The organism is Arthrobacter sp. Y3223065, assembly GCF_059090885.1.
Map to the genome: position 1 here is coordinate 1 of NZ_JBNHGC010000003.1, position 25443 is coordinate 25443.

At 67.5% G+C, this 25443-nt stretch carries 19 protein-coding genes; 7 read left to right on the forward strand and 12 right to left on the reverse strand.

Features of this window, described 5'->3' with window-relative positions:
* Positions 1–355: 355 nt before the first annotated feature.
* Genes glgB through AC5RUK_RS08610 form a run of 3 tightly spaced genes read right to left on the reverse strand, consistent with a single transcriptional unit; the run spans position 356 to position 8176 of the window.
* Positions 356–4336, reverse strand: a complete 3981-nt coding sequence (gene glgB, locus AC5RUK_RS08600) for a 1,4-alpha-glucan branching protein GlgB (protein ID WP_494151928.1) — start codon at positions 4334–4336, stop codon at positions 356–358.
* Positions 4329–6128, reverse strand: a complete 1800-nt coding sequence (gene treS / locus AC5RUK_RS08605; RefSeq protein ID WP_494151929.1) for a maltose alpha-D-glucosyltransferase — start codon at positions 6126–6128, stop codon at positions 4329–4331. Before treS ends, glgB begins: the two co-directional genes overlap by 8 nt.
* The gene (locus tag AC5RUK_RS08610) at positions 6128–8176 is read right to left on the reverse strand and encodes an alpha-1,4-glucan--maltose-1-phosphate maltosyltransferase (RefSeq protein WP_493988922.1); all 2049 of its coding nucleotides are present in this window, start codon (positions 8174–8176) and stop codon (positions 6128–6130) included. The genes treS and AC5RUK_RS08610 overlap by 1 nt, the downstream gene beginning before the upstream one ends.
* A gap of 145 nt (positions 8177–8321) precedes the next feature.
* Here AC5RUK_RS08610 and glgP point away from each other — a divergent pair, with 145 nt between their 5' ends.
* From glgP to AC5RUK_RS08635, 5 genes are all read left to right on the forward strand, one after another.
* Complete coding sequence (gene glgP / locus AC5RUK_RS08615; RefSeq protein ID WP_494151930.1) at positions 8322–10955, forward strand: alpha-glucan family phosphorylase; 2634 nt, start codon at positions 8322–8324, stop codon at positions 10953–10955.
* 255 nt (positions 10956–11210) lie between these two features.
* Positions 11211–12275, forward strand: a complete 1065-nt coding sequence (locus AC5RUK_RS08620; RefSeq protein WP_493988887.1) for a YihY/virulence factor BrkB family protein — start codon at positions 11211–11213, stop codon at positions 12273–12275.
* Between the two features lie 48 nt (positions 12276–12323).
* Positions 12324–13148 (forward strand): hypothetical protein, encoded by an 825-nt coding sequence (locus AC5RUK_RS08625; protein ID WP_493988886.1) that lies wholly within the window; start codon positions 12324–12326, stop codon positions 13146–13148.
* Positions 13145–13621 (forward strand): phage holin family protein, encoded by a 477-nt coding sequence (locus AC5RUK_RS08630; RefSeq protein WP_493988885.1) that lies wholly within the window; start codon positions 13145–13147, stop codon positions 13619–13621. The genes AC5RUK_RS08625 and AC5RUK_RS08630 overlap by 4 nt, the downstream gene beginning before the upstream one ends.
* Positions 13618–14205, forward strand: a complete 588-nt coding sequence (locus tag AC5RUK_RS08635) for a DUF3618 domain-containing protein (protein ID WP_493988884.1) — start codon at positions 13618–13620, stop codon at positions 14203–14205. The genes AC5RUK_RS08630 and AC5RUK_RS08635 overlap by 4 nt, the downstream gene beginning before the upstream one ends.
* An 81-nt stretch (positions 14206–14286) precedes the next feature.
* Here AC5RUK_RS08635 and glgX read toward each other — a convergent pair whose 3' ends face one another.
* From glgX to AC5RUK_RS08665, 6 genes are all read right to left on the reverse strand, one after another.
* A complete protein-coding gene (gene glgX, locus AC5RUK_RS08640; RefSeq protein ID WP_494152268.1) occupies positions 14287–16281 on the reverse strand; it encodes a glycogen debranching protein GlgX in 1995 nt (664 codons plus the stop codon).
* 115 nt (positions 16282–16396) lie between these two features.
* A complete protein-coding gene (gene rlmB / locus AC5RUK_RS08645; RefSeq protein WP_494111915.1) occupies positions 16397–17377 on the reverse strand; it encodes a 23S rRNA (guanosine(2251)-2'-O)-methyltransferase RlmB in 981 nt (326 codons plus the stop codon).
* Between the two features lie 120 nt (positions 17378–17497).
* Entirely contained in the window at positions 17498–18958 is a 1461-nt protein-coding gene (gene cysS / locus AC5RUK_RS08650) for a cysteine--tRNA ligase (RefSeq protein ID WP_494151931.1), read from the reverse strand.
* Positions 18959–19157: 199 nt separating this feature from the next.
* A complete protein-coding gene (ispF, locus tag AC5RUK_RS08655; RefSeq protein ID WP_494151932.1) occupies positions 19158–19658 on the reverse strand; it encodes a 2-C-methyl-D-erythritol 2,4-cyclodiphosphate synthase in 501 nt (166 codons plus the stop codon).
* A gap of 2 nt (positions 19659–19660) precedes the next feature.
* Positions 19661–20431 (reverse strand): 2-C-methyl-D-erythritol 4-phosphate cytidylyltransferase, encoded by a 771-nt coding sequence (gene ispD / locus AC5RUK_RS08660; RefSeq protein WP_494151933.1) that lies wholly within the window; start codon positions 20429–20431, stop codon positions 19661–19663.
* Positions 20432–20520: 89 nt separating this feature from the next.
* A complete protein-coding gene (locus AC5RUK_RS08665; RefSeq protein WP_493988878.1) occupies positions 20521–21003 on the reverse strand; it encodes a CarD family transcriptional regulator in 483 nt (160 codons plus the stop codon).
* A gap of 255 nt (positions 21004–21258) precedes the next feature.
* Between AC5RUK_RS08665 and AC5RUK_RS08670 the strand changes: the two genes are divergently transcribed.
* Positions 21259–21819, forward strand: coding sequence for a hypothetical protein (locus AC5RUK_RS08670; protein ID WP_494151934.1), 561 nt, complete (start codon positions 21259–21261; stop codon positions 21817–21819).
* An 80-nt stretch (positions 21820–21899) separates the two neighbouring features.
* Here the strand turns inward: AC5RUK_RS08670 and AC5RUK_RS08675 are convergent, their stop codons facing one another.
* Positions 21900–22580 (reverse strand): winged helix-turn-helix domain-containing protein, encoded by a 681-nt coding sequence (locus tag AC5RUK_RS08675; protein ID WP_493988876.1) that lies wholly within the window; start codon positions 22578–22580, stop codon positions 21900–21902.
* Positions 22577–23779, reverse strand: coding sequence for a sensor histidine kinase (locus AC5RUK_RS08680; protein ID WP_494151935.1), 1203 nt, complete (start codon positions 23777–23779; stop codon positions 22577–22579). The genes AC5RUK_RS08675 and AC5RUK_RS08680 overlap by 4 nt, the downstream gene beginning before the upstream one ends.
* Positions 23780–23954: 175 nt before the next feature.
* Here AC5RUK_RS08680 and phoU point away from each other — a divergent pair, with 175 nt between their 5' ends.
* Complete coding sequence (gene phoU, locus AC5RUK_RS08685; protein ID WP_494151936.1) at positions 23955–24614, forward strand: phosphate signaling complex protein PhoU; 660 nt, start codon at positions 23955–23957, stop codon at positions 24612–24614.
* 64 nt (positions 24615–24678) lie between these two features.
* Here phoU and AC5RUK_RS08690 read toward each other — a convergent pair whose 3' ends face one another.
* Complete coding sequence (locus tag AC5RUK_RS08690) at positions 24679–25437, reverse strand: phosphoglyceromutase (protein WP_494151937.1); 759 nt, start codon at positions 25435–25437, stop codon at positions 24679–24681.
* Positions 25438–25443 lie beyond the last annotated feature (6 nt).

A 25443-nucleotide genomic window follows, 5' to 3' on the forward strand; every position in this document is an offset into this window, starting at 1 on the left:
GGAAAACGACCGAAGACACTGCACTAAATTCAAACCAGGCTGATAAAACCGCGACACACCACAGGGGCGGCACGCCACGGCACTTTCAACCAATAAATAATTGGTATCAACAAACTTGGCACACTATTGAGTTCTCAAACAACAGGAGCACCCGGCACCAGGACGACCCTCTCAGGCCCTCCATCGCTCCGGAGCAACTTTTCTAACTTACCCGCGCCGGCAGTCCTTGTCAAACTGCCCTGTCCGTTCCTCCCGTTGGCGAGTGCCTTCGGTCGGTTCCGGAGGGGCGGCCTTACCGCCCTGCGCGGCTTTAAACTCTAGCACCGGTCGGCGCGGATGTAAATTCCACTGCCGTTCATCTTTCCGCCACCCGGGGCCGACCACCGACCGACGGCTTCAGGTACACCACCCCCAGCGGGGGCACCCGCAGGGTCGCCGAAGCGGGGCTGTCCTTCCAGCCGCCTTCCACGGCTGTGACGGCACCACCGTTGACGACTCCGGATCCGCCGTATTCGGCCGCGTCGGTGTTCAAGGCCTCGTCCCATTCGCCCGCCCACGGCATGCCGAGCCGGAATCCTTCGTGCGGGGCGCCGGAGAAGTTGGCCACGCAGACCAGCGGGTTTCCCTGCTGGTCCCAGCGGATGAAGGACAGCGTGTTGTGCGCGCCGTCGTTCTCATCGATCCACTGGAAGCCGGCCGGCTCATTGTCGCGCTCGTACAAAGCCGGCGTGGAGCGGTAAATCCCGTTGAGGTTGCGGACCAGGTGCTGCAGCCCCTTGTGCGGAACGTTTTCGGAGAGCCACCAGTCCAACCCATGCTGTTCGGACCATTCGGACTCCTGGCCGAACTCGGTTCCCATGAAAATCAGCTGCTTGCCCGGATGCGCCCATTGGAATGCCAGGTAGGCGCGCAGATTGGCCAGCTGCTGCCAGCGATCGCCCGGCATCTTGCGCAGCATCGACCCCTTACCGTGGACCACTTCGTCATGGCTGATCGGCAGCAGGAAGTTCTCCGTGTAGGCATAGACCATCGAGAAGGTGGCCTTGCCGTGGTGGTACATCCGGTTGACCGGGTCCTCGGCGATGTATTCCAGGGTGTCGTGCATCCAGCCCATGTTCCACTTCAGCCCGAAGCCGAGGCCGCCCGCGCTGGTCGGGCGGGTCACGCCGTCGAACGCGGTGGACTCTTCCGCGATCATGACGATGCCCGGCACCCGCTTGTACGCGGTGGCGTTGACCTCCTGCAGGAAGGAAATGGCCTCCAGGTTTTCGCGGCCGCCATGGATGTTGGGGAACCACTCCCCCTCCTTGCGCGAGTAGTCGCGGTACAGCATGGAGGCCACCGCATCCACGCGGAGTCCGTCGATGTGGAATTCCTCCAGCCAGTACAGCGCGTTCGCGACCAGGAAGTTGCGCACCTCGCGGCGGCCGAAGTCAAAGATCAGCGTGCCCCAATCCGGGTGCTCGCCCAGCCGGGGGTCGCCGTGTTCATACAGCGGCTGGCCATCAAACCGGGCCAGCGCCCACTCGTCCTTGGGGAAGTGCGCCGGCACCCAGTCCAGGATGACGCCGATGCCGGCCTGGTGCAATCGGTCCACCAGGTACTTGAAGTCGTCCGGGTGCCCGAATCGCGAGGTCGGCGCGTAATAGGAGGTGACCTGGTAGCCCCACGATCCTCCGAACGGATGCTCGGCCACGGGCATGAACTCCACGTGCGTGAAGCCCTGCCAACTGACGTATTCGGCGAGCTGGTCGGCCAGCTGCCGGTAGTCCAGCCCCAGCCGCCACGACCCCAGGTGCACCTCGTATACGCTCATCGGCCCGTTGTGCGGGTCGCGGGCGGCACGCCGCTCCATCCATTCCTGGTCGCCGAAGCGGTAGTGCGATTCGACCACGCGGGAACCGGTCAACGGGGAGACCTCGGTCCAGCGGGCCATCGGGTCGGCCTTCTCCCGCCACTGGCCGTCCTGGCCCAGCAACTCGTACTTGTAGACGGCACCCGCCTCGACGCCGGGAATGAACAGTTCCCACACGCCGGATCCGCCCATCGAGCGCATCGCGTGCCGGGCGCCATCCCAGTGGTTGAAGTCGCCCTTGACCCGGACGGCCCGGGCATTCGGCGCCCAGACTGCGAAGCTGGCCCCGGACGTGTCGCCCAGCGCGGAGTTATAGCGCCGCACGTGGGAACCGAGCGCGCTCCAGAGGGTCTCATGCCGGCCCTCACCGATCAGGTGCAGGTCGATTTCGCCCAGGCTGGGCAGATAGTGGTATGGGTCGTCGCTGATGGCGGGTGCACCGCCGTCGTACGCTACCTCGAGGCGGTAATCCGGAACGCGTCCCGGATCGTCGGCCGGAAAGACCGCCACCCAGATGCCCTCGTGCTCGTGTTCCATCGGCACGCGCAGGGACGGCGTGATCACGGTGACGGAATCGGCCAGCGGGCGCCGGGTGCGGACCGTGACGTGTCCGTGGTCGTCCAGGTGGGCGCCGAGGACGGCGTGCGGCTGGTGGTAGGACCCGTGCGCGACGGCGGAGAGCACCTCCTGCTCGACATGCACCGGGGTGCCGGATCGGCTGCCCGCCGGCGATGCCGGCCCGGGCCGGGACGGCTCCGTGGCGGTGGAGTGCACGGGACGGGCCCGCCGACCGGAACCGGTGGCCGCGCCGGAGGTGTTGGCGGCGGCGGTGGTTCCGGCCGCGGCTGCGCCGGCGGCGGCGAAAGTCCCGCCGTTGCCCGCGGCCTGGTCCCGGTTGCCGGCTCCGGGCCGGTTGCCGGTGCCCGCGGCAACCTTGTCCTTGTTGCCGGTCCCGACCGGGGTGCCGGCTCCCGCCAGCGGTGCCAGCGCCTCGCGGACCCCGCGGACCGGCACCTGCACCCAGCGCGGGCGGTTGCGCTGTTCGTACACGACTTCGTAGAGGGCCTTGTCCAGGAGCAGCGCCCGGAAGAGCGTGGACGACGTGTCCACCGGCTCGCCCGTCCCTTCCCGGTAGCCGTCCAGGAACGCGGAGCTGGCCTGCGCCGCCCAGTTGTCGGCGGCGGCGCCGGCTGCATCGTCGGGCTCCGCGAGCCGGGCAACGCCGGCGGCGTAATCGAACGAGCGCAGCATCCCCACCACATCGCGCAGCGGCACGTCGTCGGTGCCGCGCTCCCCCATGGGCCGCAGCGGCTCGCCCTCGAAGTCAAGCACCACCCAGCCCCGCTGTGCCGAGAACAGCACCTGGCCCAAGTGGTAGTCGCCGTGGATCCGCTGCAGCTCCGGCAGCTCAGTCACCTGGTCCAGCCGGTCCAGCAGTTCCTGCACCGCGTCGTCCAGGGGCCCCACGGACGCACCCGCCTGGGCCCAGCCCCAGCGGATCCGTTCCGCCAGCGCGGTCTTGAAAGCGTCGACGGCCTTGGCATCCGCCGGGTAGGCGCCGGCCGCGTCGCGCAGGCTGCGGTGGATCCGTCCGGTGACGGCTCCAAGCTCGCGGGCCTGGGAGCTGAAGTCCGTGCCGTCCAGGGCGGAGCCCGACGCGGTGCGCCAGGCATCCTGGCTGTCCGGAATGAATTCCCGCAGCACGCTCAGGTGGCCGGTATCCCACAGGCGGTCGCTGCCGTCGTTGTCCTGTCCGGGAGTGTGCCACCCGCCGGTGACCCACCCGTAGGTGACCGGGACTTCACGGCATCCGGCCTCCGTGAGCAGCACGCCGACTTCGACGTCCGGATTGGTGCCGGCTTCCAACACCCGGAAGAACTTCACGATCAGCGGGCCTTGGTCGGACTCCACCACCACCGAAGTGTTCGACTGCTCACCCAGCAGCACGGAGGCCTGCAGCCCGGTGGTGAACTCCGGCCAGGATTCGAACCCGGCCCCGGCGTGGCCCCGGGTATGCCCGTCGCCGGTCACCAGCTGCCGCCGCATCAGCTCCAGCCAGGCGGCCACGAACACCGGGTCGTGGGCGCCGTCGTAGATCCAGCGCTCCCCGGAATCGCCCGCAGCACCGCCGGCCGCTTCCGCGGCGGCGCCCGCGCGGTCGTCCGCCCCGGCGGTCTCGCCCTCGTGGCTGGTTGCCGCCCAGGTGTCCTCGGTGCCCTGCTGCGCGCGCCCCAGCAGGGCCGCCTCACCACCGGCCATGGGCTCCCGGCGGTAGCTCAGCGGCACGTTGACCACGTGGACTGCGTCGGCGGTGTGCACGGCCACGATGTGCACTTCCAGTCCCACCGCTCCGGCCGGGTCCTGCAACCGGATGCCGCCCAGCCGGTGCAGGACCGACTCTTGGCCCTTGGCGGGGAACCAGCGCTGGACGGGCAGCCACTGGTGCAGCAGTTCGGGAAGGCTCGGCGTGATTTCAGGCATGTGTTGCCACCTCTGTTCCTTCAGTCGCGGGTTTGATGACTGGGAGTGTCTCGGTCTGTGGAGATGCCAGGTTGGACGCGGCCGAACGCAGCCGCAACCAGAAGAAGTCGTGGCTGCCCAGCGTCAGCGTGAGCTGGCCGGCGTCGTCAAAGGCGGGGAACGGGACGCCTCCGAACGTGTCGCGCAGACCGCGGCCAGCGAATTCGGGCAGCCGCAGCGGTGCCGCCACGGGGTGCTGGGACAGGTTGAACACGCACAGCAGCACCTCTTTCTCCAGGCCCTCGGCATTGCCCTCCGGCACTTCCCGCAAAAAGGCCAGCACCGATTCCGAGTCCACCGGCACGTTCCGGTAGGTACCCAGGCCGAAGGCGGGATGGGCCTTGCGGACCGCGAGCATCTGGCGCACCCAGTGCAGCAGCGAGCTGTTGTGCGCCAACTGCGCCTCAACGTTGACGTAGTTGTAGTGGTAGACCAGCGACTGCACCACCGGCAGGTACAGCTTGCCGGGGTCCGCGGTGGAGAACCCGGCGTTGCGGTCGGGGTTCCACTGCATCGGCGTGCGGGAGGCATCGCGGTCTTCGAGCCAGATGTTGTCGCCCATGCCGATCTCGTCCCCGTAATAAAGGAACGGGCTGCCCGGCAGCGACAGCAGCAGCGCGTGAATCAGTTCGATCTCGGCGCGCGAGTTGTCCAGCAGCGGGGCCAGGCGGCGGCGGATTCCGATGTTGGACCGCATCCGGGAATCCGGTGCGTACCAGCCGAACATCGCCTCACGCTCTTCGCGGGTGACCATTTCCAGTGTCAGTTCGTCGTGGTTGCGCAGGAAGGTTCCCCACTGCGCTCCGGCCGGGATGGCAGGTGTTTGCTCCATGGTGGCAATGATCGGGGCGGCCTTTTGGTCCCGGAGGGCGTAATACAGCCGGGGCATGATCGGGAAGTGGAAGGCCATATGGCATTCGGGGCGCAGCCCGCCGTCGCCGTCCGGCTGGCCGAAGTATTCCACCACCTCGTGCGGCAGCTGGTTGGCTTCGGCGATGATCACGCGGCCGGGGTATTCCGTGTCCACCAGTGCGCGCAGGTCCTGCAGGAAGGCGTGCGTGGCGGGCAGGTTTTCGCAGTTGGTCCCGTCTTCCTCGAACAGGTACGGGATGGCGTCCGCGCGAAAACCGTCAATCCCCTGGTCCAGCCAGAACCGTACGACGTCGAACAGTGCCTCGATCACCCTGGGGTTTTCGAAGTTCAGGTCCGGCTGGTGGCTGAAGAAGCGGTGCCAGTAGAACTGACGGCGGATCGGGTCGAACGCCCAGTTGGAATCCTCGCTGTCCACGAAGATGATCCGCGCGTCCTGGTATTTCTCGTCGGTGTCGGACCAGACATAGAAGTCTCCGTACGGCCCCTCCGGGTCCCGCCGGGACTGTTCGAACCAGTCGTGCTTGTCCGACGTGTGGTTTATCGGCAGGTCGATGATCACCCGGACTCCGCGGGCATGTGCCTCGGCCACCAGGCGCTTGAAGTCGCCGATGGTGCCGAACTCGTCCAGCACGTCGAAGTAGTTCGCGACGTCGTATCCACCGTCGCGCAACGGGGAGGTGAAGAACGGCGGAATCCACAGGCAGTCGACGCCCAGCCACTGCAGGTAGTCGAGCTTGTCGATCAGCCCGGAGAAGTCTCCGGATCCGTCCCCGTTGGAGTCCGCGAAGCCCCGCAACAGCACCTCGTAAAACACTGCCTTGCGGTACCAGTGCGGGTCATGCGGCAGCCCCGGAGCGTGCAGCTGGAAGGGGCTGGCCATCAGCGGTTCCTTCGGATGTGCAGGATGTGGGCGGGTTCCACGTGTGCGTCCAGCCGCACATAGTTGTGTTCGCCCCAGCGCCAGCTCTGCCCGCTGAGCAGGTCGTCCACCCAGAACGTGCCGTCGTCGTTGAAGTCCTCGTCCCGCAGCCCCAGCGCCGCCAGATCCAGCGAGACCGTCGACTCGCGCGCGCTGTGCGGGTCCACGTTGACGACGACGATGATCGTGTCCCGCCCGCCGCCGTGGCCTTGGGGCAGGTGCGCCTTGTGCTTGGAGTACACCACCGTGGCCGGGTCGGTGCTGCGGTGCACGGTGAGGTTGCCCAGGTCCCCCAGCGCCGGGTGGGCCCGCCGGATGGTGTTCAGCCGGGTCAGGTACGGCGCGAGCGAGCGTCCCTCGGCCTCCGCGGCGGCGAAGTCGCGGGCCTTGTACTCGTACTTTTCGTTGTCGATGTATTCCTCGGCGCCCGGCCGGGCCACGTGCTCGTACAGTTCGAAACCGGCGTACACGCCCCAGAGCGGGCTGGCCGTGGCCGCCAGCACCGCCCGGACCTTGAACGCGGCGGGGCCGCCGTACTGCAGGTACTCGGTGAGGATGTCAGGGGTGTTGACGAAGAAGTTTGGCCGGAAGAACGGTGCCGTCTCGTGGCTGACTTCGGTGAAATACTCTTCGATCTCTTCCTTGGTGTTGCGCCAGGTGAAGTAGCTGTAGGACTGCTGGAAGCCGGCGCGGCCCAGCGCGTGCATCATGGCCGGGCGGGTGAAAGCCTCGGCCAGGAAGACCACCTCCGGGTGGTCGCGGTTCACCGTTCCGATCAGCCATTCCCAGAACCACAAGGGCTTGGTGTGCGGGTTGTCCACCCGGAAGATTTTGACTCCGTGCGAGATCCACAGCTTCACGATCCGCAGGACCTCTTCGGAAAGGCCGCGCGGGTCGTTATCGAAATTCAGCGGATAGATGTCCTGGTATTTCTTCGGCGGATTCTCCGCGTAGGCAATCGTGCCGTCGGCACGGGTGGTGAACCATTCGGGATGCTCGGTGGCCCACGGGTGGTCCGGGGCGGCCTGCAGGGCCAGGTCCAGGGCCACCTCCATGCCGAGCGCCTCGGCAGCGGCCACAAAGGCGTCGAACTGCTCGAATCCGCCCAGGTCGGGGTGGATGGCGTCGTGCCCGCCGTCCTTGGATCCGATGGCCCAGGGCGATCCGGGGTCGCCGGGACCGGCGGTCAGCGTGTTGTTCGGCCCCTTGCGGTTGACCTCGCCGATCGGGTGGATCGGCGGCAGGTACACCACGTCGAAGCCCATGGCGGCAACGGCCGGAAGCCGCTCGGCCGCCGTCGTAAAGTCGCCGGACGTCCAGGTCCCGTCCGCCGGGTTGTAGTGTGCACCCTCGGAGCGCGGGAAGAATTCGTACCAGGCGCCGCGGCCGGCCCGTTCACGCTCCACCAGGATGGGGTACTGCTTCGAGGGGCTGACCAGGCTGCGGATCGGGTGGCTGTTCACGGCGTCCAGCACGGCGTTCGAGGTTCCGGCGGCCAAACGTTCCTGCACGGCGAGCGATTCGTCGCCGAGCGCGGCGGCAGCATCGCGCAACACCTGCGCATTGCCTTCCGGCCGCCCGCCCTGCCCAGCGGCCTGGTCCAGCAGCAGCCGGCCCTCGGCGAGCATGAGTTCCACGTCCACGCCGGCGGCAATCTTCACCTCGGCGTTGTGCCGCCAGGTGGCGTAATTGTCTCCCCAGCCTTCGACGTGGAAGGTCCACAGGCCGGTGCCGGTGGGCCGGAGCGTGCCGTGCCAGCGGTCGGTGCCGGGCGCGCCCGGCGAGAGTCTTGCCCGCTGGACGGGCTGGCCGTCCGGGTCGAACAACACCGCGGTGGCGCCGATCTTGTCGTGCCCCTCGCGGAAGACGGTAGCGGCTACCTCTATGTCCTCGCCCGGGATCGCCTTGGCCGGAAACTCGCCGCCGCCGACGACGGGCCAGACGTCGACAACCGGTATCCGGCCAAACTTCAGGCGCGCGGCTGGCTGGGTTGTACTGTGCTCCTGCATCGAAGTCGTCACAAGACAGACGTTAGCGAGATTCCTTCCCGATTGCGAAGGACCCTTACCCCTTGCGACCGTGTTGACGGCCAGTTCGGCGGGCATTCACCCGCCGGCCATCACCGGCGCAGGGATGTGCGCTAGCCTAGGCCGGGTGAAGGCAATCCGCAGATTTACTGTCCGAACTGTCCTCCCCGAGAGCATTGCTCCGTTGGCCCGCTTGGCGGGCAACCTCCGCTGGTCCTGGCACCGGCCCACCCAGCAGCTGTTTGAACAGCTGGATCCGCAGGCCTGGGCCGAGGTGCGCGAGGATCCCGTCGCCCTGCTGGGCTCCTTCACCCGGGAACGGCTGCGCGCGCTGGCCGACGACCGGGACGTGGTGGCGCGGGTGCGCGAGCTGGACGCCGACCTGGAGCAGTATCTGGCCGAGGACCGCTGGTACCAGACGCTGGGAGCGGACGCACCGGCGTCGATCGCTTACTTCTCCCCCGAGTACGGCGTCTCCCATGTGCTTCCGCAGTACTCCGGCGGCCTGGGCATCCTGGCCGGCGACCATCTGAAGGCCGCCTCCGATCTGGGCGTGCCGCTGGTGGGCGTGGGCCTGCTCTACGCCGCCGGCTACTTCATGCAGTCGCTGAGCCGCGATGCCTGGCAGCAGGAGACCTACCCCGTGCTGGACCCGGACGGTTTGCCGTTGACGCTGCTGCGCGAGGCGGACGGGCAGCCGGCCCAGGTCACGCTGCCGCTGCCGAACGGGCGCAGGCTCGGCGCCTACATCTGGCGCGCCGACGTGGGCCGGGTGCCGCTGCTGCTGCTGGATTCCAACATCCCGGGCAACGACGAGGCCGCCCGCGGCATCACCGACCGGCTGTACGGCGGAGGCGGCGACCACCGCCTGCAGCAGGAGCTGCTGCTGGGCATGGGCGGTGTGAAGGCGCTGCGCATCCACCAGCGGCTCACCGGTGCCCCGGCCCCGGAGGTCTACCACACCAACGAAGGGCACGCGGGCTTCCTGGGGATCGAACGCATCCAGGAGCTGGCGGCCGCCGGGTTGACGTGGGACGAGGCATTGGCGGCAGGCCGCGCCAACACCGTGTTCACCACGCACACGCCGGTGCCCGCGGGCATCGACCGGTTCGACAAGGCACAGATCCAGCACTTCTTCAGTGCGGGCCTGGCCCCGGATGTACCCACCGCCAAGATCCTGGAACTCGGGGACGAGAATTACGACGGCGGAGATCCGTCCAAGTTCAATATGGCCGTGATGGGCCTGCGGCTGGCGCAGCGGGCCAACGGCGTGGCCAAGCTGCACGGTGTGGTCTCCCGCGGCATGTTCTCGGGGCTCTGGCCGGGCTTCGACCAGGAGGAAGTGCCGATCAGCTCGGTCACCAACGGCGTGCATGTGCCGACCTGGGTGGATCCCCGGATCGCGGAGTTCGCGCGGTCGGCGTTCGGCGACGAGACGGTCATCGCCCGCCAGTGGGACCGCGTTTACGACGTGTCCGACGAGGACATCTGGGCGCTGCGCCGGAGCCTGCGGACGGCCCTGATCGAGGATGTCCGCCGCCGGCTGCGTGCCTCCTGGAAGAAGCGGGGGGCCGCGGATGCGGAGCTGGCGTGGACCGACGCCGTGCTGGACCCGGACGTACTGACCATCGGTTTCGCCCGCCGGGTGCCGACCTACAAGCGGCTGACCCTGATGCTGCGCGATCCGGCCCGGCTCAAGGCGTTGCTGCTGCACCCGGAACGGCCGGTCCAGCTGGTCATCGCGGGCAAGTCCCACCCGGCGGACGAACAGGGCAAGCGGATGATCCAGGACCTGGTCCGCTTCACCGACGACCCCGAGGTGCGGCACCGGATCGTGTTCCTGCCCAACTACGACATCGCCATGGCGCGCACGCTCTTCCCGGGCTGCGATGTTTGGCTGAACAACCCCCTGCGCCCGCTGGAGGCCTGCGGGACGTCCGGCATGAAGGCCGCGATCAACGGCGGACTGAATCTCTCCGTGCTGGACGGCTGGTGGGACGAGATGTACGACGGCGACAACGGCTGGGCGATTCCGACGGCGAACCCTTCCACCGGCCCCCGGACGGCCGACATGTTCACCCCCGACGAGCGCGACGATATTGAAGCCGCCGCACTCTACGACCTCATTGAGCACCACGTGGCACCCCGTTTCTATGCCGCCGAGGTCTCCGAAGGCGCAGGCGCTGCCGGGCCGTCCGAGCCGGTGGCGAACGATACCGTCCCGCACCAGTGGATCGCGATGATCAAACACACGCTGGCCAATCTGGGACCGGCGGTTTCCGCCGAACGGATGCTGCACGACTACGTGGAGCAGCTCTACCGTCCGGCCTGGGCATCCGGCAGGACGGCCCGGGCGGACGATTTTGCGGCGGCGAAGGAACTGGCGGCATGGACCAGCCGGGTCCACGCCGCTTGGGACGACGTGTCGGTGGAGCACGTGGACTCGATGGGCATCACGGACGAGCCGCAGATCGGCGAGTCGCTGACGGTCAATGCCTACGTCCGGCTCGGATCCCTGGCGCCGGACAGCGTCACCGTCCAGGTGGTGCACGGCCAGGTCACCGAAAACGACGACCTCGCGCAGACCTCCAGCGACGAACTGGCCGTCAGCGACCAGTTGGGCGACGGCCGTTATCTCTTCACCGGCCCGGTGACCATCGACCGGTCCGGGTCGTTCGGGTACAGCGTGCGGGTGCTGCCCAAGCACCCGGCGCTGGCGAACCAGGCCGAACTCGGTTTGGTTTCCAACGCCACCGGCTGAGCCACGCCAACGTCGCCCCCGACGCCGCTCGCGTCCGCCGCCGGCGCGAGCGGCGTTCGGGGAGGGCCGCGGAACGGCTGAAACGTCACTATCCGGCAGTTTGTTTAATTCCGCTAAAGACCGCACGTTCATGCCGATTTCGAGCGGAAATAAGCGCCTTCGTACGTCCTTCTGTGTGTCTCACCCCTTTATTATCAGCATGCTGACTAATAGCATGAGGGTGTTCCGTCCGAACGGACTACGAAGGAGGCGAACATGGGCACGAGCACCGACCGGGAGGCACCACCGCCGGACCACGAGGACAAGCCGCAGCAGCCGCAGCAGGTAAAGAAGGCTTCGTGGAAGTACATCCTCCGCAAGACCATTCGGGAATTTTCCGATGACAACTGCACCGATCTTGCGGCGGCACTGACGTACTACGCAGTGCTGTCCCTGTTCCCCGGCCTGCTGGCGTTGGTTTCCATCCTGGGGCTCGTTGGACAGGCGGAACAGACCACCAACGCCATGATGAGCATGCTCGGGCAGGTAGCACCGGCCCAGGCAGTGGAGGTCATCCAACAGCCAATCCAACAACTGGCCAGCGCCCCGGGAGCCGGGCTCGCGTTCGTCGTCGGCCTGGTCGGTGCCCTCTGGTCGGCCTCCGGCTACGTCAACGCCTTCGCCCGGGCCATGAACCGGATTTACGAGGTCGAGGAAGGCCGGCCGTTCTGGGTACTTCGCCCGGTGATGCTGCTGATCACCGTCGTGGTGCTGCTGCTGGCCGTGCTGACGCTGCTGATGCTGGTGGTGTCCGGCCCGATTGCGGAGGCGATCGGATCGGTGATCGGACTCGGCGAGGCGGCGGTGACCGCCTGGAACATCGCCAAATGGCCGGTCGTCGTCATCTTCGCCGTGGTGATCGTGGCCGTGTTGTACTACGCGACGCCCAACGTGAAGCAGCCAAAGTTCCGCTGGATGAGCCTTGGCGCCCTCCTGGCGCTGATTGTGCTGGCCCTGGCGACCCTTGGCTTCGCCTTCTACGTAGCCAACTTCGGCAACTACAACGCGACCTACGGAGCCATCGGCGGCGTGATCGTCCTGCTGCTGTGGTTCTGGCTGGCGAACCTCGCCCTGCTGTTCGGCGCGGAGTTTGATGCCGAGACGGAACGCGGCCGCGAACTGCAGGCCGGCATGGCTGCCGAAGAAAACATCCAACTGCCGGTCCGCGATAGCCGCAAGATCGACAAGAAGGCTGAGAAGGAAGAGGAGGACATTACACGGGGGCGCGATCTGCGCCGCAAGTTCGCGCATTCCGAGGAGGAATCCCGTGACAGTAGTTGATCAAGATCAGGACTGACAGGAAGAACCCGACAAGGAAAAGGAATTGCCATGACCACGAATCCACATTCCGGCAGTTACGACGAGGGCGCTCCCGTTTACCCGACAGGGGGCACGGCCGTCCCGCCACCCTCGAATCCCCCGTCCACCGGCCAGTCCAAGAGCGAGACAGCCAAGACCGAGGCGAGGGAAGTGGGGCGCGAAGGAGCCGAAGCGGGCCAGCAGGTTGCCGAGACTGCCAAGGACGAGGTTAAGCACGTAGCGCACGAAGCCAAGGAAAAGGCCCGCAACCTGATGTCAGAAATGGGCGATGGCATTCACAGCCAGGCCAACACGCAGCAGCAGCGCGTGGCTTCGGGGCTGCGGTCGATCGGGGAGGAGCTCAACTCCATGGCCCACAACTCCGAGCAGTCCGGGCCGGCGACCCGGTTGGTCGGCCAGGTGGCAGGCCGAGCCGACTCCGTCGCGGGGTGGCTGGAGAACCGCGATCCGGGATCGCTGCTCGACGAGGTCAAGCGTTTTGCCCGGCGCCGTCCCGGTGCCTTCCTTGCGATCGCGGCAGGAGCCGGCGTCCTGGCCGGGCGGCTGACCAAGGGGCTCACCGCCGACAGCGGATCAGCCAGCGGCTCCATGACGGGCAGGCAAGTGGGCACGCACCGTGCCACCACCGGTTCGGTCTATGGCACGGCCGGGGCCGGCAGCTATGAAGCCCAAAGCGCCGAAGGTTTTGCGGCGCCCGGGGCGCAGACTGGTTCCGCCCTCGGCGGTGCACCGGCACAGCCTGAAACCACCTACCCCGTGGGCGAACCGCCCGTCGGGGGCCGCGGCACCGCGATCCCGGAGCGGAACCCCTATGAGGACGGAGGGACTCGATGAGTCACCAGCAAGTGCCCGGTGCGGATTCCGGCGAACCTACGCGGGTGCCCGGCCAGGATGCCGCCCAACCTACCCGGGCGGAAATTAAGGCCGAAAACGAATCCTTGGGCGACCTGCTCAGCCAGGTGAGCACGGACATCTCCGTCCTGATGCGCCAGGAACTGGAGCTGGCGAAGGCCGAGCTCAAGGAGACCGGCACCAAGGCCGGCAAGGGGGCAGGCATGCTGGGTGGAGCCGGCGTGGCCGGCCACTTCGTCCTCCTGTTCCTGTCCCTGGCCCTGTGGGCGCTCATCGCCGACGGGATCGGGTGGGCCTGGTCCGGCCTGATTGTGGCAGTCCTCTGGGCCATCATCGCTGCCATTCTCTATTCGCTCGGCCGCAAGCAGCTGAAGACGGTCGAAGGGATGCCCCAGACCACCGAGTCAGTAAAGCAGATTCCGGAAACATTGAAGCCAAGTGAGGAAGCGCTATGAGCCAGTCACCCGAAGAAATCCGAGCCGACATCGAACGCACCCGCGCCCGGCTGGGCACGGACGTCGACGCCGTGGCGGAGAAAGCGTCGCCGTCGAACATCGTCCACCGGCAGACGGACAGAGTGAAGGATTCCGTGGGCCGCGTCAAGGATAAGATCATGGGCGCCGCTGACGACGCCACCGGCGGCACCCGCTCCATGATGCACGACGCCGGCGAAATGGCCAGCGACGCCCCGCACCAGCTCGCCCGCAAGACCGAGGGCAACCCGGTAGCAGCCGGCCTGATCGCCTTCGGCGCCGGCTGGTTGCTGTCCTCGCTGTTCCCGGCCAGCCGGGTGGAGCAGCAGGCAGCCGACAAGGTCAAGGAACAGGCCGAACCGGTGGTGCAGGAAGTCAAGGACTCCGCCCGCCAGGTGGCCCAGGACATGAAGGAGCCGGCCCGCGAGGCAGCCGAAGACCTGAAGTCTTCGGCCCAGGACTCGGCGGGCAGGGTGAAGTCCGAAGGAACGTCCGCCGCCGAGGATGTGAAGCAGCGGGCACAGGAGGCCCGCGGCAACGTGCAGGATCCGCCCCGGCAGATCTAGGCCCTTCGTCCACGCTGCCTGACGGCCAGCATGCCGGCGCCGGGAGAGCCCTTGAGGCACTCCCGGCGCCGGCGCGTTTGCCTAGGAGCGGTAGATGGAGATGGTGCTCGCGCCAGCCACATCCATGTCGCCGCTGCGGACCTTGGCGCCGTGCCGGTGTTCCCCGTCGTGGGACGTGGTGTAGAGCAGCTCGAAGAGGTGCTTCCCGCCGCGGTGTTTGCCGAAGTCCTGCAGCGACTGCGGGGTGGGCATCACGATTTTCTGCGGCTGGCCTCCGCCGTTGATCACCACCAGTCCGTCGATCATGCCCTGGGGCGACCCCATCAGCAGCTGGACCAGGCGGCAGTCCGGGTTGTTCCAATCATCCGGGGTCATCGGTTCGCCGTCGGCGTTGAACCAGAGCAGGTAGGAACTTTCCGTCCGTGCCGGGTAGTTGTACGGCTGGTGCGCCAGGAAGGACCGGCGGAGTTGGATGAGCCGGCGGGTGGCATCGAACATCCGGTGTTCGCGCTCGTCCAGCTGCCAGTCGGTCCAGGCCAGCTCGTTGTCCTGGCAGTATGCGTTGTTGTTTCCCTGCTGGCTGCGGCCGATCTCGTCGCCGGCGCAGATCATGGGCACCCCGAGCGACAGCAACAGGGTAGCCATCAGGTTCCGGGCGCTCCGGTCCCTGGCGTCGAGGACCTGGCTGTCCCCCGTGTGCCCTTCGATGCCGTGGTTATAGCTGCGGTTATGGTCGTGGCCGTCGCGGTTTTCTTCGCCGTTGCCTTCGTTGTGCTTGCGGTCGTACGACGTCAGGTCGGCCAGTGTGAAGCCGTCATGGGCGGTCACGAAGTTCAGCGAGGCCAGCGCGGTGCGGCCGGAGCCGGCGAACAGTTCGGTGGATCCGGCGAGGCAGCCGGCCAGCCTCGCCACCGTCCCGGCCTGCCGGCCCGCCGCCAGCGCGGCTTGGTCCGCCAGCCAGAAATCGCGGACGGTATCGCGGAAGCGGTCGTTCCAGTCGGTCCACCCTGGCGGGAAGTGCCCCGTCTGCCAGCCGCCGTCGCCCACGTCCCACGGTTCCGAGATCAGCTTGGCTCCCGACAGCACCGAATCGGCGCCGACGGCCACCAGGAACGGGTGGCGGGGATTGAAATGGTTGTTTCCGTCGCGGGCCAGCGACACCGCCAGGTCGAAGCGGAAGCCGTCGATGTGGAACTCCTCCACCCAGTAACGGAGCGAATCGAGGGCCAACTGGATCACGCGCGGCTCGTTGAAGTTCATCGTGTTGCCGCAGCCGGTGGTGTCCAGGTAGTTCCCGTGGCCGTCGTGCCGGTAGTAAACGTGGTCCGCCAGCCCGCGGAAGGAGTAGGTGTCCTGGTCTTTGCCGCCCTCGGCCGTGTGGTTGTAGACCACGTCCAGGATCACCTCGAGGCCGGCGGCGTGCAGCTGCTTGACCATGGTGCGGAACTCGTCCTGCACCGCCCGCGGCCCGTCGGCCTGGGCGGCAGCGGTGGCGTACCCCGGCCAGAGGGCGAAGAAGCCGAGCGTGTTGTAGCCCCAGTAGTTGGCCAGTCCAAGGTTTTGCAGGTGCGGTTCGTCCAGGTGGTAGTGCACCGGCAGCAGCTCCACCGTGGTGATCCCCAGCTCCAGCAGGTACTGGATCATCACCGGGTGGGCAAGGCCGGCGTAGGTACCGCGCAGTTCCTCCGGGATGTCGGGGTGCAGCATCGTCTGGCCCTTGACGTGGCACTCGTAGACCACCGTGTCCCGCCACGGCACGTGCGGGCGGGCGTCGTTCCCCCAGTCGAAACCGCCGGTGACGTACACCGAGCGTAGGACGCCGCCGTCGTCGTCGATGGCACGGCCGTAGGGGTCCAGCAGCAGCTGCCCGGACGCGGGCAGCTCTTCGCCGTGCGGCCAGAAGGCGTACCGGCTGCCGGCCTCCAGACCCTTGACCGTCCCGTGGTGGACGCCGTCGGTGAGTGCCGTCAGCTCGGCGCGCTGCCAGGCGCCTGCAGCGTCCTCGAAGTGCACGTCCATGGTCCCGAACCCCGGGGCGAAGACCGCCACATTCACCGCTCCGGGAATCGGCGGCATGCCCGGGGCGGTGTCGCTGACGCCAAGCGGGAAGGCACGCGAAAGCTGCGCCTGGCGCGCGGGCGGCTCAGGGGAAAGGCTCTTGGCGTGACGGGCCAAAACGGTCCACCTGCTCCTAGCGCGCGCGCTGCCGCGAGATTTCGTACAGGCTGATGCCCACGGCCATGGAGGCGTTGAGCGACTCCATGGCCGAGTCGATCGGGATGGAGACGATCTGGTCGCAGTGTTCGCGGACCAGCCGGGACAGGCCCTTGCCCTCGGAGCCCACCACCAGGCACACCGGCTCGGTGGCCAGCGACAGGTCCGGCAGCGAAACGTCGCCGTCGCCGTCCAGACCGAGCACGAAGATGCCCAGCTGCTGGAATGCCTTGAGCGTATTGGTCAGGTTGCCCGCCTTGGCCACCGGCACGCGCACCGCCGCGCCGGCGCTGGTCTTCCACGCGGAGGCCGTCATCCCGACCGAGCGGCGCTCGGGCACGATCACGCCGTGGCCGCTGAAGGCCGAGGCGGAACGGATGATGGCACCGAGGTTGCGCGGGTCGGTAATGCCGTCCAAGGCAACGAACAGCGGGGCGTTGTTGATGTAGCCCTTCTTGAACTTGGCCATCGTGTCCTCGGCCAGCTCCAGGGCGTCCTGGTAGTCGTACGGCGGGATCTGCAGCACCAGGCCCTGGTGGACGGCGTCATCGGTCATCCGGTCCAGTTCCGGCTTGTGCGATTCGAGCACCGGAATGCCGCGTTCGGCGGCGATCTTCAGGGATTCCCTGACGCGGTCGTCCATCTCGATCCGGACTCCGACGTGCAGTGCCTTGGCGGGGACGCCGGCGCGCAGGGCTTCCACCACGGAGTTGCGTCCGGTCACCATCTCGCCGGCGGACTTGCCGCGGCGGGGGGCCGTGCCGCGCTGGCCGCCCGGGCGCTTGGCGGCCGAGCGTTCGGAGAGCTGCTTGGTGCGGTACGCCTTGTGGTACGGGCGGTCTTCGGCCTTCGGGGTCGGCCCCTTGCCTTCGAGCGCTTTGCGCCCGTGTCCGCCGGTTCCGGCGGTGGGTCCCTTTTTGGACTTGCGCACCGCTCCGGGGCGAGGTTTGTTGGCCATCGAAAAACTACCTTTGTGTTGGGGAAGATACGTTCCCACGTGCGGCACACCGGCTGTGCGCGGCAAGCCCGACGGGAATCGTCTGCTTTAAAGGGTACCGCCCCACGGTGCGGGCTGCCGTCAGCCGAGACTCCAGCTGGCGCCCTCGGGCGAATCCTCCACCACGATCCCGGCGGCCGCCAGGGTGTCGCGGATGGCATCGGCGCGGGCCCAGTCCTTGGCCTCGCGGGCCAGCCGGCGTTCCTCCAGCTGGGCGCCCACCAGCACGTCCAACGCCTGGTGGGCCGCGGGGTCCGCGCCGCCGCTGCTCCAGTGCGGATCCAGCGGATTGATGTACAGCACGTCGGTCATCGCCATGACCTGGTGCAGCGCGCGGGTGGCCGCCTCCTTGTCCCTGGTGTCCAGCGCGGTGTTGCCGGCACGGACCGTATCGTGGACCACGGCCAGCGCCTGCGGCACGTTCAGGTCGTCGTCCATGGCCGCGGCAAAGGCCTCCGGCACGCGTTCCGTCACCACGAACCCGAACTGCTCGCCGTAGAGGAACTTCAGCGCCCGCTGCAGGAACCCCTCGATCCGCTCCACCGCGGAACCGGCCTCCGCCAGCGACCCGGGGTTGTAGTCGAGCGCGGACCGGTACTGCGCCTGGCCCAGGTAGTAGCGGACCACCAGCGGCCTGGCGTCCTGAAGCATTTGCGCCGGGGTGATGATGTTGCCGATGGACTTGGACATCTTCTCGCCCTCGAAGGTGACCATGCCGTTGTGCATCCAGAAGTTGGCGAAACCGTGCCCGGCGGCCCGTGACTGCGCCACCTCGTTCTCGTGGTGCGGGAACCGCAGGTCCAGCCCGCCGCCGTGGATGTCGAATTCGGTGCCCAGATACTTGGTGACCATGGCCGAGCACTCCAGATGCCAGCCCGGCCGGCCTGCTCCCCACGGGCTGGACCAACTGGCGGTCTCCGGCTCGCCGTCCTTGTGCCCCTTCCAGAGCGCGAAGTCGCGCGGGTCCTTCTTGCCGCGCGGGCCGGCGTCGGGCGCCGCCTGCATGTCCTCGATCCGCTGATGCGTCAGCGAGCCGTATTCCGGCCACGAGCGCACATCGAAGTAGACGTCGCCGGAATCGTCCAGCGCCGGGTAGGCGTGGCCGCGGTCGATCAGCTGCTGGATCAGGCGGTGCATTTCCGGGATGTGGCCGGTGGCACGCGGTTCGTAGGTGGGCCGTTCCACGCCCAGGATGTCGTAGGCCTTGGCGAATTCCTGCTCGTAGCGGTAGGCCAGCGCCCACCACGGCTCGTTCGGCACCGGCACCATCGGGTCTTCGGCCGCATCGGGGCGGAAGGATTCGGCGGACTTGACCAGGATCTTGTCGTCGATGTCCGTCACGTTGCGCACCACCGTGACGTCATAGCCGCTGTAGCGCAGCCAGCGGGTGAGCTGGTCGAACGCGATGGCCGAGCGGATATGGCCGACGTGCGGGTCGCCCTGCACCGTGGCTCCGCAGTAGTAGAGCCCGACCTTGCCCGGGGCCAGCGGGACGAAGTCGCGTACTTGCGCGGTGGCGGTGTCATAGAATCTCAGGCTCACCGCTCTAGCCTAGCGGCGGCCGCCGTGCCGGTGCGAACCGCTGCACGTGCGCAGCGCACTCCGTTTGGGGCACCTGCTCCGGTTATTTTACGGAGCAGGCACCCGAAGTGGAGCGCGGCGCAGCAACTCGGCCTAACCACTCGGTCCATCGGCGGCACACCCGCATGCGGGGCAGGGCAAGCTCGGGCGCTGCCCTCTCCTAGCGCATGGGAACGACGACGGCGGTGGCCACCGCCGCGATCCCCTCGCCGCGGCCGGTGAATCCCAGCCCGTCGCTGGTGGTCGCCGAAACACTGACCGGCGCCCCGGCCGCCTCGCTGAGCACCGCCTCGGATTCGGGCCGGCGCGGCCCGAACTTGGGGCGGTTGCAGACCAGCTGGACCGCGATATTGCCGATCTCGAACCCCGCCTCGCGGACGATCCGGGCGGCTTCGGACAGCAGCCGGACACCGGAGGCGTCCGCATACTCCGGACGGTCGGTGCCGAAGTGCGTGCCCAGGTCCCCGATGCCGGCCGCGGAGAACAGCGAGTCCGCGGCGGCGTGCGCGGCAGCGTCGCCGTCGGAATGACCGGCCAGGCCCCGTTCCCCCTCCCACAGCAGGCCGCCCAGCCACAGCGGCTGCGGGTCGGATTCCGGGGCGAAAGCGTGGACGTCCACGCCGATTCCGGTGCGCGGGAGGGGATACGGGAATTCGGGCACGGTCAGCCTTCCAGGACGGGTCGGGGCTGGCCGGCGGCCAGCAGGGCCTCCGCCACGGCCAGATCCAGCGGCGTAGTGATCTTCAGGGCCCGCGCGGAGCCCGGCACCAGCATCACTTCGATGCCGTGGCGCTCCATCAACAGGGCTTCGTCGGTAATGGCCGCGGCCTCCTCGGGGGCCATGCCGGCCAGGCTCCGGTGCGCCCGGGCCAGGGTTGCCGCGTCGAACCCTTGCGGCGTCTGGACGGCGCGCAGCTGGGCGCGGTCCACGGTTGCGGCTACTTTCTCCGGCGCGATCGCGGCCTCGGCACCGGTGCTCGGCGCCGCCGTCTTGATGGTGTCCACCACCGGCACCACAGGAACGACGGCGCGCGCGCCGGCCGCCAGCGCGGCGGCTACCCGCTCGAAAACCTCGGGCGGGGTGAGTGCCCGGGCCGCGTCGTGCACCAGGACGCCGGACATGCCGTCGCCCAGCCCGCGGAGCGCGGCGGCGACCGAGGCGGCGCGGGTGGCACCGCCGTCGACCGTGGAGACAAGAACGTCGGGGTACTCCGCGGCGAAGCCGGCGCAGAGCTGCCGCAGGGCGGTGTCGCCGGAGGGGACGGCTACACAGATCCGTGACGCGATGCCGGCCGCCAGCACGCCCCGGAGGGCGTGGACGAGGATCGGTTCGCCGGCCAGCGGGACCTGGGCCTTGGGCAGGCCGTAGCCGAGGCGGGTGCCCGAGCCCGCCGCCACGATGATCACGCCCAAAGACGTGTTTGCTGTGCTCACTCCTTTAGCCTACTGGGCCACGGCCGGGCGGTTCGGCCACGAAAAAGCGGCCGGCATCCAGTGCTGGATGCCGGCCGCTTGAAGCGCAATCAGGAGGCGAGAACCTCGTCGAGGACCTCGGCAGCCCTGTCTTCGTCGGTCTTCTCTGCCAGGGCGAGTTCGGAAATCAGGATCTGGCGCGCCTTGGCCAGCATCCGCTTCTCGCCCGCGGAAAGGCCACGGTCGTGGTCCCGGCGCCACAGGTCGCGGACAACTTCCGCTACCTTGATGACATCGCCGGAGGCCAGCTTTTCCAGGTTCGCCTTGTAACGGCGGGACCAGTTGGTCGGTTCTTCGGTGAACTCGGCACGGAGCACATCGAACACATGCTCGAGGCCTTCCTTGCCCACCACATCGCGGACGCCGACCAAATCCACGTTCTCTGCTGGAACTTCAATAGTCAGATCGCCCTGGGCAACCCGGAGCTTGAGATACATCTTCTCTTCACCTTTGATGGTGCGCATTTTGATCTCTTCGATCTTTGCTGCACCGTGGTGAGGGTAAACAACCGTCTCGCCGACCTCAAATACCATCTGTAGTATCCCCTTTCCCGACCTCTAGTTTATCACGGATGGTTTGGGCACTTCCGCGAGTTTGCGGGCCTGGACGCCCGTCGGCACGCTAGAATGCCCCGTTTTGACCCCTTGACGGATCCCGGATTTGGTGCTTCGTCCGCGGCTTCTTACGGGCGTCGAATCCAACTTTTGACCGGTTTGCGGATAGGCTAGGCGAGGCAAGCTGCCGAGATCTGCAGCACCGCACCTGATTTTGACTGAGGAGTTTCCGCCGTGAAGATTGCGCCGAAGAACCGCGTGCAGCGCACCCTTGTAGCAGGCGCCGCCGCGCTCACCCTGCTCGCATCGACCGGATGCGGCGCAATCAACGAACAGGCCACCACCAAGTCCTACTCCGCCAGCGACGGCATCGTGGCCAACGTCGGCTCGATCGGACTGCGCAACCTGTTGGTCGTCGCAGAGTCTGCCGACGCCCCCGCCCGTATCCTCGGCACCGCCTTCAACACCTCGGACTCTCCCGTGCAGTTGGCCCTGACCGGCCCCGGCAGCACCGCCACCGTCACCGTCCCGGCAGACGGGAAGGTAATTTTCGAAGAGGACGAGAACGAGACCATCGTCGGCAGCCCGGGTGCCGCTCCCGGCGCCCTGGTGGACATCACCGTCCGCGTGAACAACGAGTCCGCCGACGTGCTGGTGCCGGTCCTCGACGGTACGCTCCCGGAGTACCGGGACTTCGTTCCGTCCGCTGAGCCCGTCGAAACCGCGGCGCCGACCGAGACCGCCGCTCCGACAGACGGCGCCACCGAAGAGCCGACCGAAGAGGCCGGCGCCTAACCGACCGTCGCTTCACAAGAGGCCGGGCCGCTTCCCGTTCAGGAAGCGGCCCGGCCTTTTGCTGTGGTGGCGCCCTCGGTTTACGGTTCGAACTTGTAGCCCAGCCCGCGCACGGTGACCAGGTAGCGCGGCGCTGAGGGATCGGGTTCGATCTTGCTGCGCAGCCGCTTCACGTGCACGTCCAGGGTTTTCGTGTCGCCCACGTAGTCGGACCCCCACACCCGGTCGATCAGTTGCCCGCGCGTCAGTACCCGGCCGGAGTTCCGCAGCAACATCTCCAGCAGTTCGAACTCCTTCAGCGGCAGCGACACCGGTTCGCCGTCCACGCTGACCACGTGCCGTTCCACATCCATTCGCACCGGTCCGGCGGAGACGGCGTTCGGCACCAGTTCTTCCGGTTCGCCCTGGCGGCGCAGTACCGCACGGACCCGGGCCACCAGCTCGCGCGAGGAGTAGGGCTTGGTGACGTAGTCGTCGGCACCGAGCTCGAGTCCCACCACCTTGTCGATCTCCGAGTCCTTGGCGGTGAGCATAATGACCGGAACCGCCGAGCGCTGCCGCAGCTGCCGGCACACTTCCGTTCCGGACTGTCCCGGCAGCATCAGGTCCAACAGGACCAGGTCCGCGCCGGCCCGGTCGAACGCCACAATGGCGTCCAGCCCGTTGTCCACCACCTCAACTTCGAAGCCCTCTTTGCCCAACAGATAGCTCAACGGATCGCTCAGCGATTCTTCATCTTCGACGACCAGAATGCGGGTCAAGCACCGACTCCTTGTTCATGCGCCACACCGGCGCCCTTCGTACGCGGCTCCACGGATTCTGTGGTGCCGCCGTCTTCCTGCTCCATTTCCGGCAGCCGCACGGTGAAGGTGGAGCCCTGTCCGGGCTGCGACCACACCGATACTTCCCCGCCGTGCTGGGAGATGACGTGTTTAACAATGCTCAGGCCCAGGCCTGTTCCTCCGGTCTGCCGCGAGCGGGCATCGTCGATCCGGTAGAACCGTTCGAAGATGCGGTCTTGTTGGTCGGCGGTGATGCCCGGTCCCTGGTCGGTCACCGAGACGGTGGCCAGTCCCTCCCGCACCCGCAGCCCGACCCCCACCTTGCTGCGTTCGGGCGCGTAGCGGATCGCGTTGTCGATCAGGTTCCGAAAGGCGGTGGTCAGCAGTTCGTAATCGCCGAAGACCGGCGCGTCGACCTTCCCGCCCACCGACAGTTCTACGTGGCGGCTTTCGGCCATCAGCTTGTTGCGGTCTACGGCCTCGGCCACCACGGCGTTCAGGTCCACTTCGGTGCCGCCCTGCACCACGTCCGCGCCCTGCAGCCGGCTCAACTCGATGATGTCCTGCACCAGGGCGCCCAGCCGGCGCGATTCCTTGTGCATGCGGCCGGCGAAGCGGCGCACTGCTTCCTCGTCGTCGGCGGCGTCGTCGATGGCCTCGGCCAGCAGCGAGATTGCTCCGACCGGCGTCTTCAACTCGTGGGACACGTTCGCCACGAAGTCGTTGCGCATCGCTTCGGTGCGGGTTATTTCCGTCCGGTCATCGGCCAGCAGCAGGATGTATTCCTCGCCGATCGGCGCCACGCGCACCTGGACCACAATGGTGCCCTGGCCCAGCGGACCGCGCGGCAGCTCCAGCTGCCGCTCCTCGATCACGCCATCGCGGCGCACCCGGGCGGTCAGGTCGAGCAATTCGGAATGCACCATCGTGTGTCCGCGGACCAAGCCGAAGGCGTAGGCGGCCGGGCTGGCCCGGACCACGCCGTCGATCGCGTCCACGACCACGTAGGCGCGGCCGACGACGGACAGCACCTCGGCGGCACCGTCCGGCAGCGTCGGTTCGTCCACGTCCTGCAGGCGCCGCCGCTGACGATCGCTCAGGCCGAAGGCGAGCACACCGAAGCTGCCCAGCACCAAGCCAACGAGCCCTGCCAGCAAGCCGAATATCAGTGGATCCACGCCTCTAGCTTAGGCGCAGCCAGCCACGGCCGTAGGCCGTTCCAGTAGCAATCGCCCCTCCGTTCAACTAACGTTCACTTGAGGTGGCGTAATAGTTAACCGCGGGCTGAGACGGTATGAAGCCAGTGGGATGCTAGGACCCCTATGCTCCACGTACACAAGCGAAAGGACGCCAGTGCGCAAGGTTTTCCAGGCCGAGCTCCATCAAGTCGGAGAGCAGCTGGTAGAGATTTCCCGGTTGGTCACCGAGGCGATGCAGAAGGCAACCACGGCGCTCGAAACCGCCGACATCGATTTGGCCCAGGAAGTCATTGCCGCCGACGCCCGGATCGATTTCCTCCAGACGGACCTGGACGAGCGTTCCATCGACATCCTGGCGCTGCAGGGGCCGGTCGCCTCGGACCTGCGGATGATTGTCGGCGCCCTGCGGATGAGCGCCTCGCTGGAGCGGATGGGCGACCTCGCCCGGCACATCGCGCAGCTGGTCCGGCTGCGGTATCCCGACCTCGTGATCCCCGCCTCGCTGCGCGACACGTTCCGGGAGTTCGCCGAGAAGGACATCGCGATCTCGGAGAAGCTGACCGAGCTGCTCGAGACCCGCGACCTTGACCTCGCGGCCCAGATCGACACCTACAATTCCCGCATCAATGAGCTCCATGCCGGCGTCTTCAAGGCGATTGCCGATCCGGCGTGGAACTCCTCCGCGCCGACCACCGTGGACGTCTCGCTGGCGAGCCGTTACTTCGAGCGGTTCGCCGACCACGGGGTCTCCGTGTCCCGCAAGGTGACGTACCTGGTCACCGGTGAGTGGCGCCCCAACGGTCAGTCTGTGTGACGCAAGAACCTCAGCAGGAAGGCCGGCTCCCCGCGGGGGCCGGCCTTCCTGCTTAAGCGTGTGCCTACTTCTTGCCCTGGTTCGCCACGGCCTGGATGGCTTTCGCCGCGGCGGCGGCGTCCAGGTAGGTGCCGCCGGCGGTGACGGGCTTCAGGTTCCCGTCCAGCTCGTACACGAGCGGGATGCCGGTGGGGATGTTCAGCCCGGCGATGTCTTCGTCGCTGATGCCGTCCAGGTGCTTGACCAGTGCCCGCAGCGAGTTGCCGTGCGCGGCCACCAGCACGGTCTTGCCCGCCTTGAGGTCCACGGAGATGTCCGATTCCCAGTAGGGCAGGAAGCGCTCCAGCACGTCCTTGAGGCATTCGGTCCGCGGGACGGCGTCGCCCAGGTCGGCGTAGCGCGGGTCGTTGGCCTGCGACCACTCGCTGGCATCGTCCAGGGCGGGCGGCGGCGTGTCGTAGGACCGGCGCCAGACCATGAACTGTTCCTCGCCGAACTCGCTGCGGATCTGCGCCTTGTCCTTGCCCTGCAGGGCGCCGTAGTGGCGCTCGTTCAGCCGCCAGCTGCGCTTGACGTCGATCCAGCTGCGGTCGGCGGCCTCCAGCGCGAGGTTGGCCGTGACAATGGCCCGCTTCAGCCGGGAGGTGTACAGGACGTCGGGAAGCAGATTGTGCTCGACCAGCAGTTCGCCGCCGCGGTGCGCTTCCTTGCGTCCCAAGTCGGTCAGCGGGACGTCGACCCAGCCGGTGAACAGGTTCTTTTCGTTCCAGTCGCTCTGCCCGTGGCGCAACAGGACCAGCGTGTATTTCGAGGTGGAAGTCATGGCTGC

Excerpts from the sequence above, each read along its gene's own strand:
- treS (WP_494151929.1), bottom strand. The coding sequence starts at position 6,128 with ATGGCCAGCCCCTTCCAGCTGCACGCTCCGGGGCTGCCGCATGACCCG.
- AC5RUK_RS08630 (WP_493988885.1), top strand. The coding sequence starts at position 13,145 with ATGAGTCACCAGCAAGTGCCCGGTGCGGATTCCGGCGAACCTACGCGG.
- AC5RUK_RS08665 (WP_493988878.1), bottom strand. The coding sequence starts at position 21,003 with ATGGTATTTGAGGTCGGCGAGACGGTTGTTTACCCTCACCACGGTGCA.
- AC5RUK_RS08635 (WP_493988884.1), top strand. The coding sequence starts at position 13,618 with ATGAGCCAGTCACCCGAAGAAATCCGAGCCGACATCGAACGCACCCGC.
- AC5RUK_RS08610 (WP_493988922.1), bottom strand. The coding sequence starts at position 8,176 with ATGCAGGAGCACAGTACAACCCAGCCAGCCGCGCGCCTGAAGTTTGGC.
- AC5RUK_RS08620 (WP_493988887.1), top strand. The coding sequence starts at position 11,211 with ATGGGCACGAGCACCGACCGGGAGGCACCACCGCCGGACCACGAGGAC.
- AC5RUK_RS08625 (WP_493988886.1), top strand. The coding sequence starts at position 12,324 with ATGACCACGAATCCACATTCCGGCAGTTACGACGAGGGCGCTCCCGTT.
- glgX (WP_494152268.1), bottom strand. The coding sequence starts at position 16,281 with ATGCCGCCGATTCCCGGAGCGGTGAATGTGGCGGTCTTCGCCCCGGGG.
- rlmB (WP_494111915.1), bottom strand. The coding sequence starts at position 17,377 with ATGGCCAACAAACCTCGCCCCGGAGCGGTGCGCAAGTCCAAAAAGGGA.
- glgB (WP_494151928.1), bottom strand. The coding sequence starts at position 4,336 with ATGCCTGAAATCACGCCGAGCCTTCCCGAACTGCTGCACCAGTGGCTG.
- AC5RUK_RS08690 (WP_494151937.1), bottom strand. The coding sequence starts at position 25,437 with ATGACTTCCACCTCGAAATACACGCTGGTCCTGTTGCGCCACGGGCAG.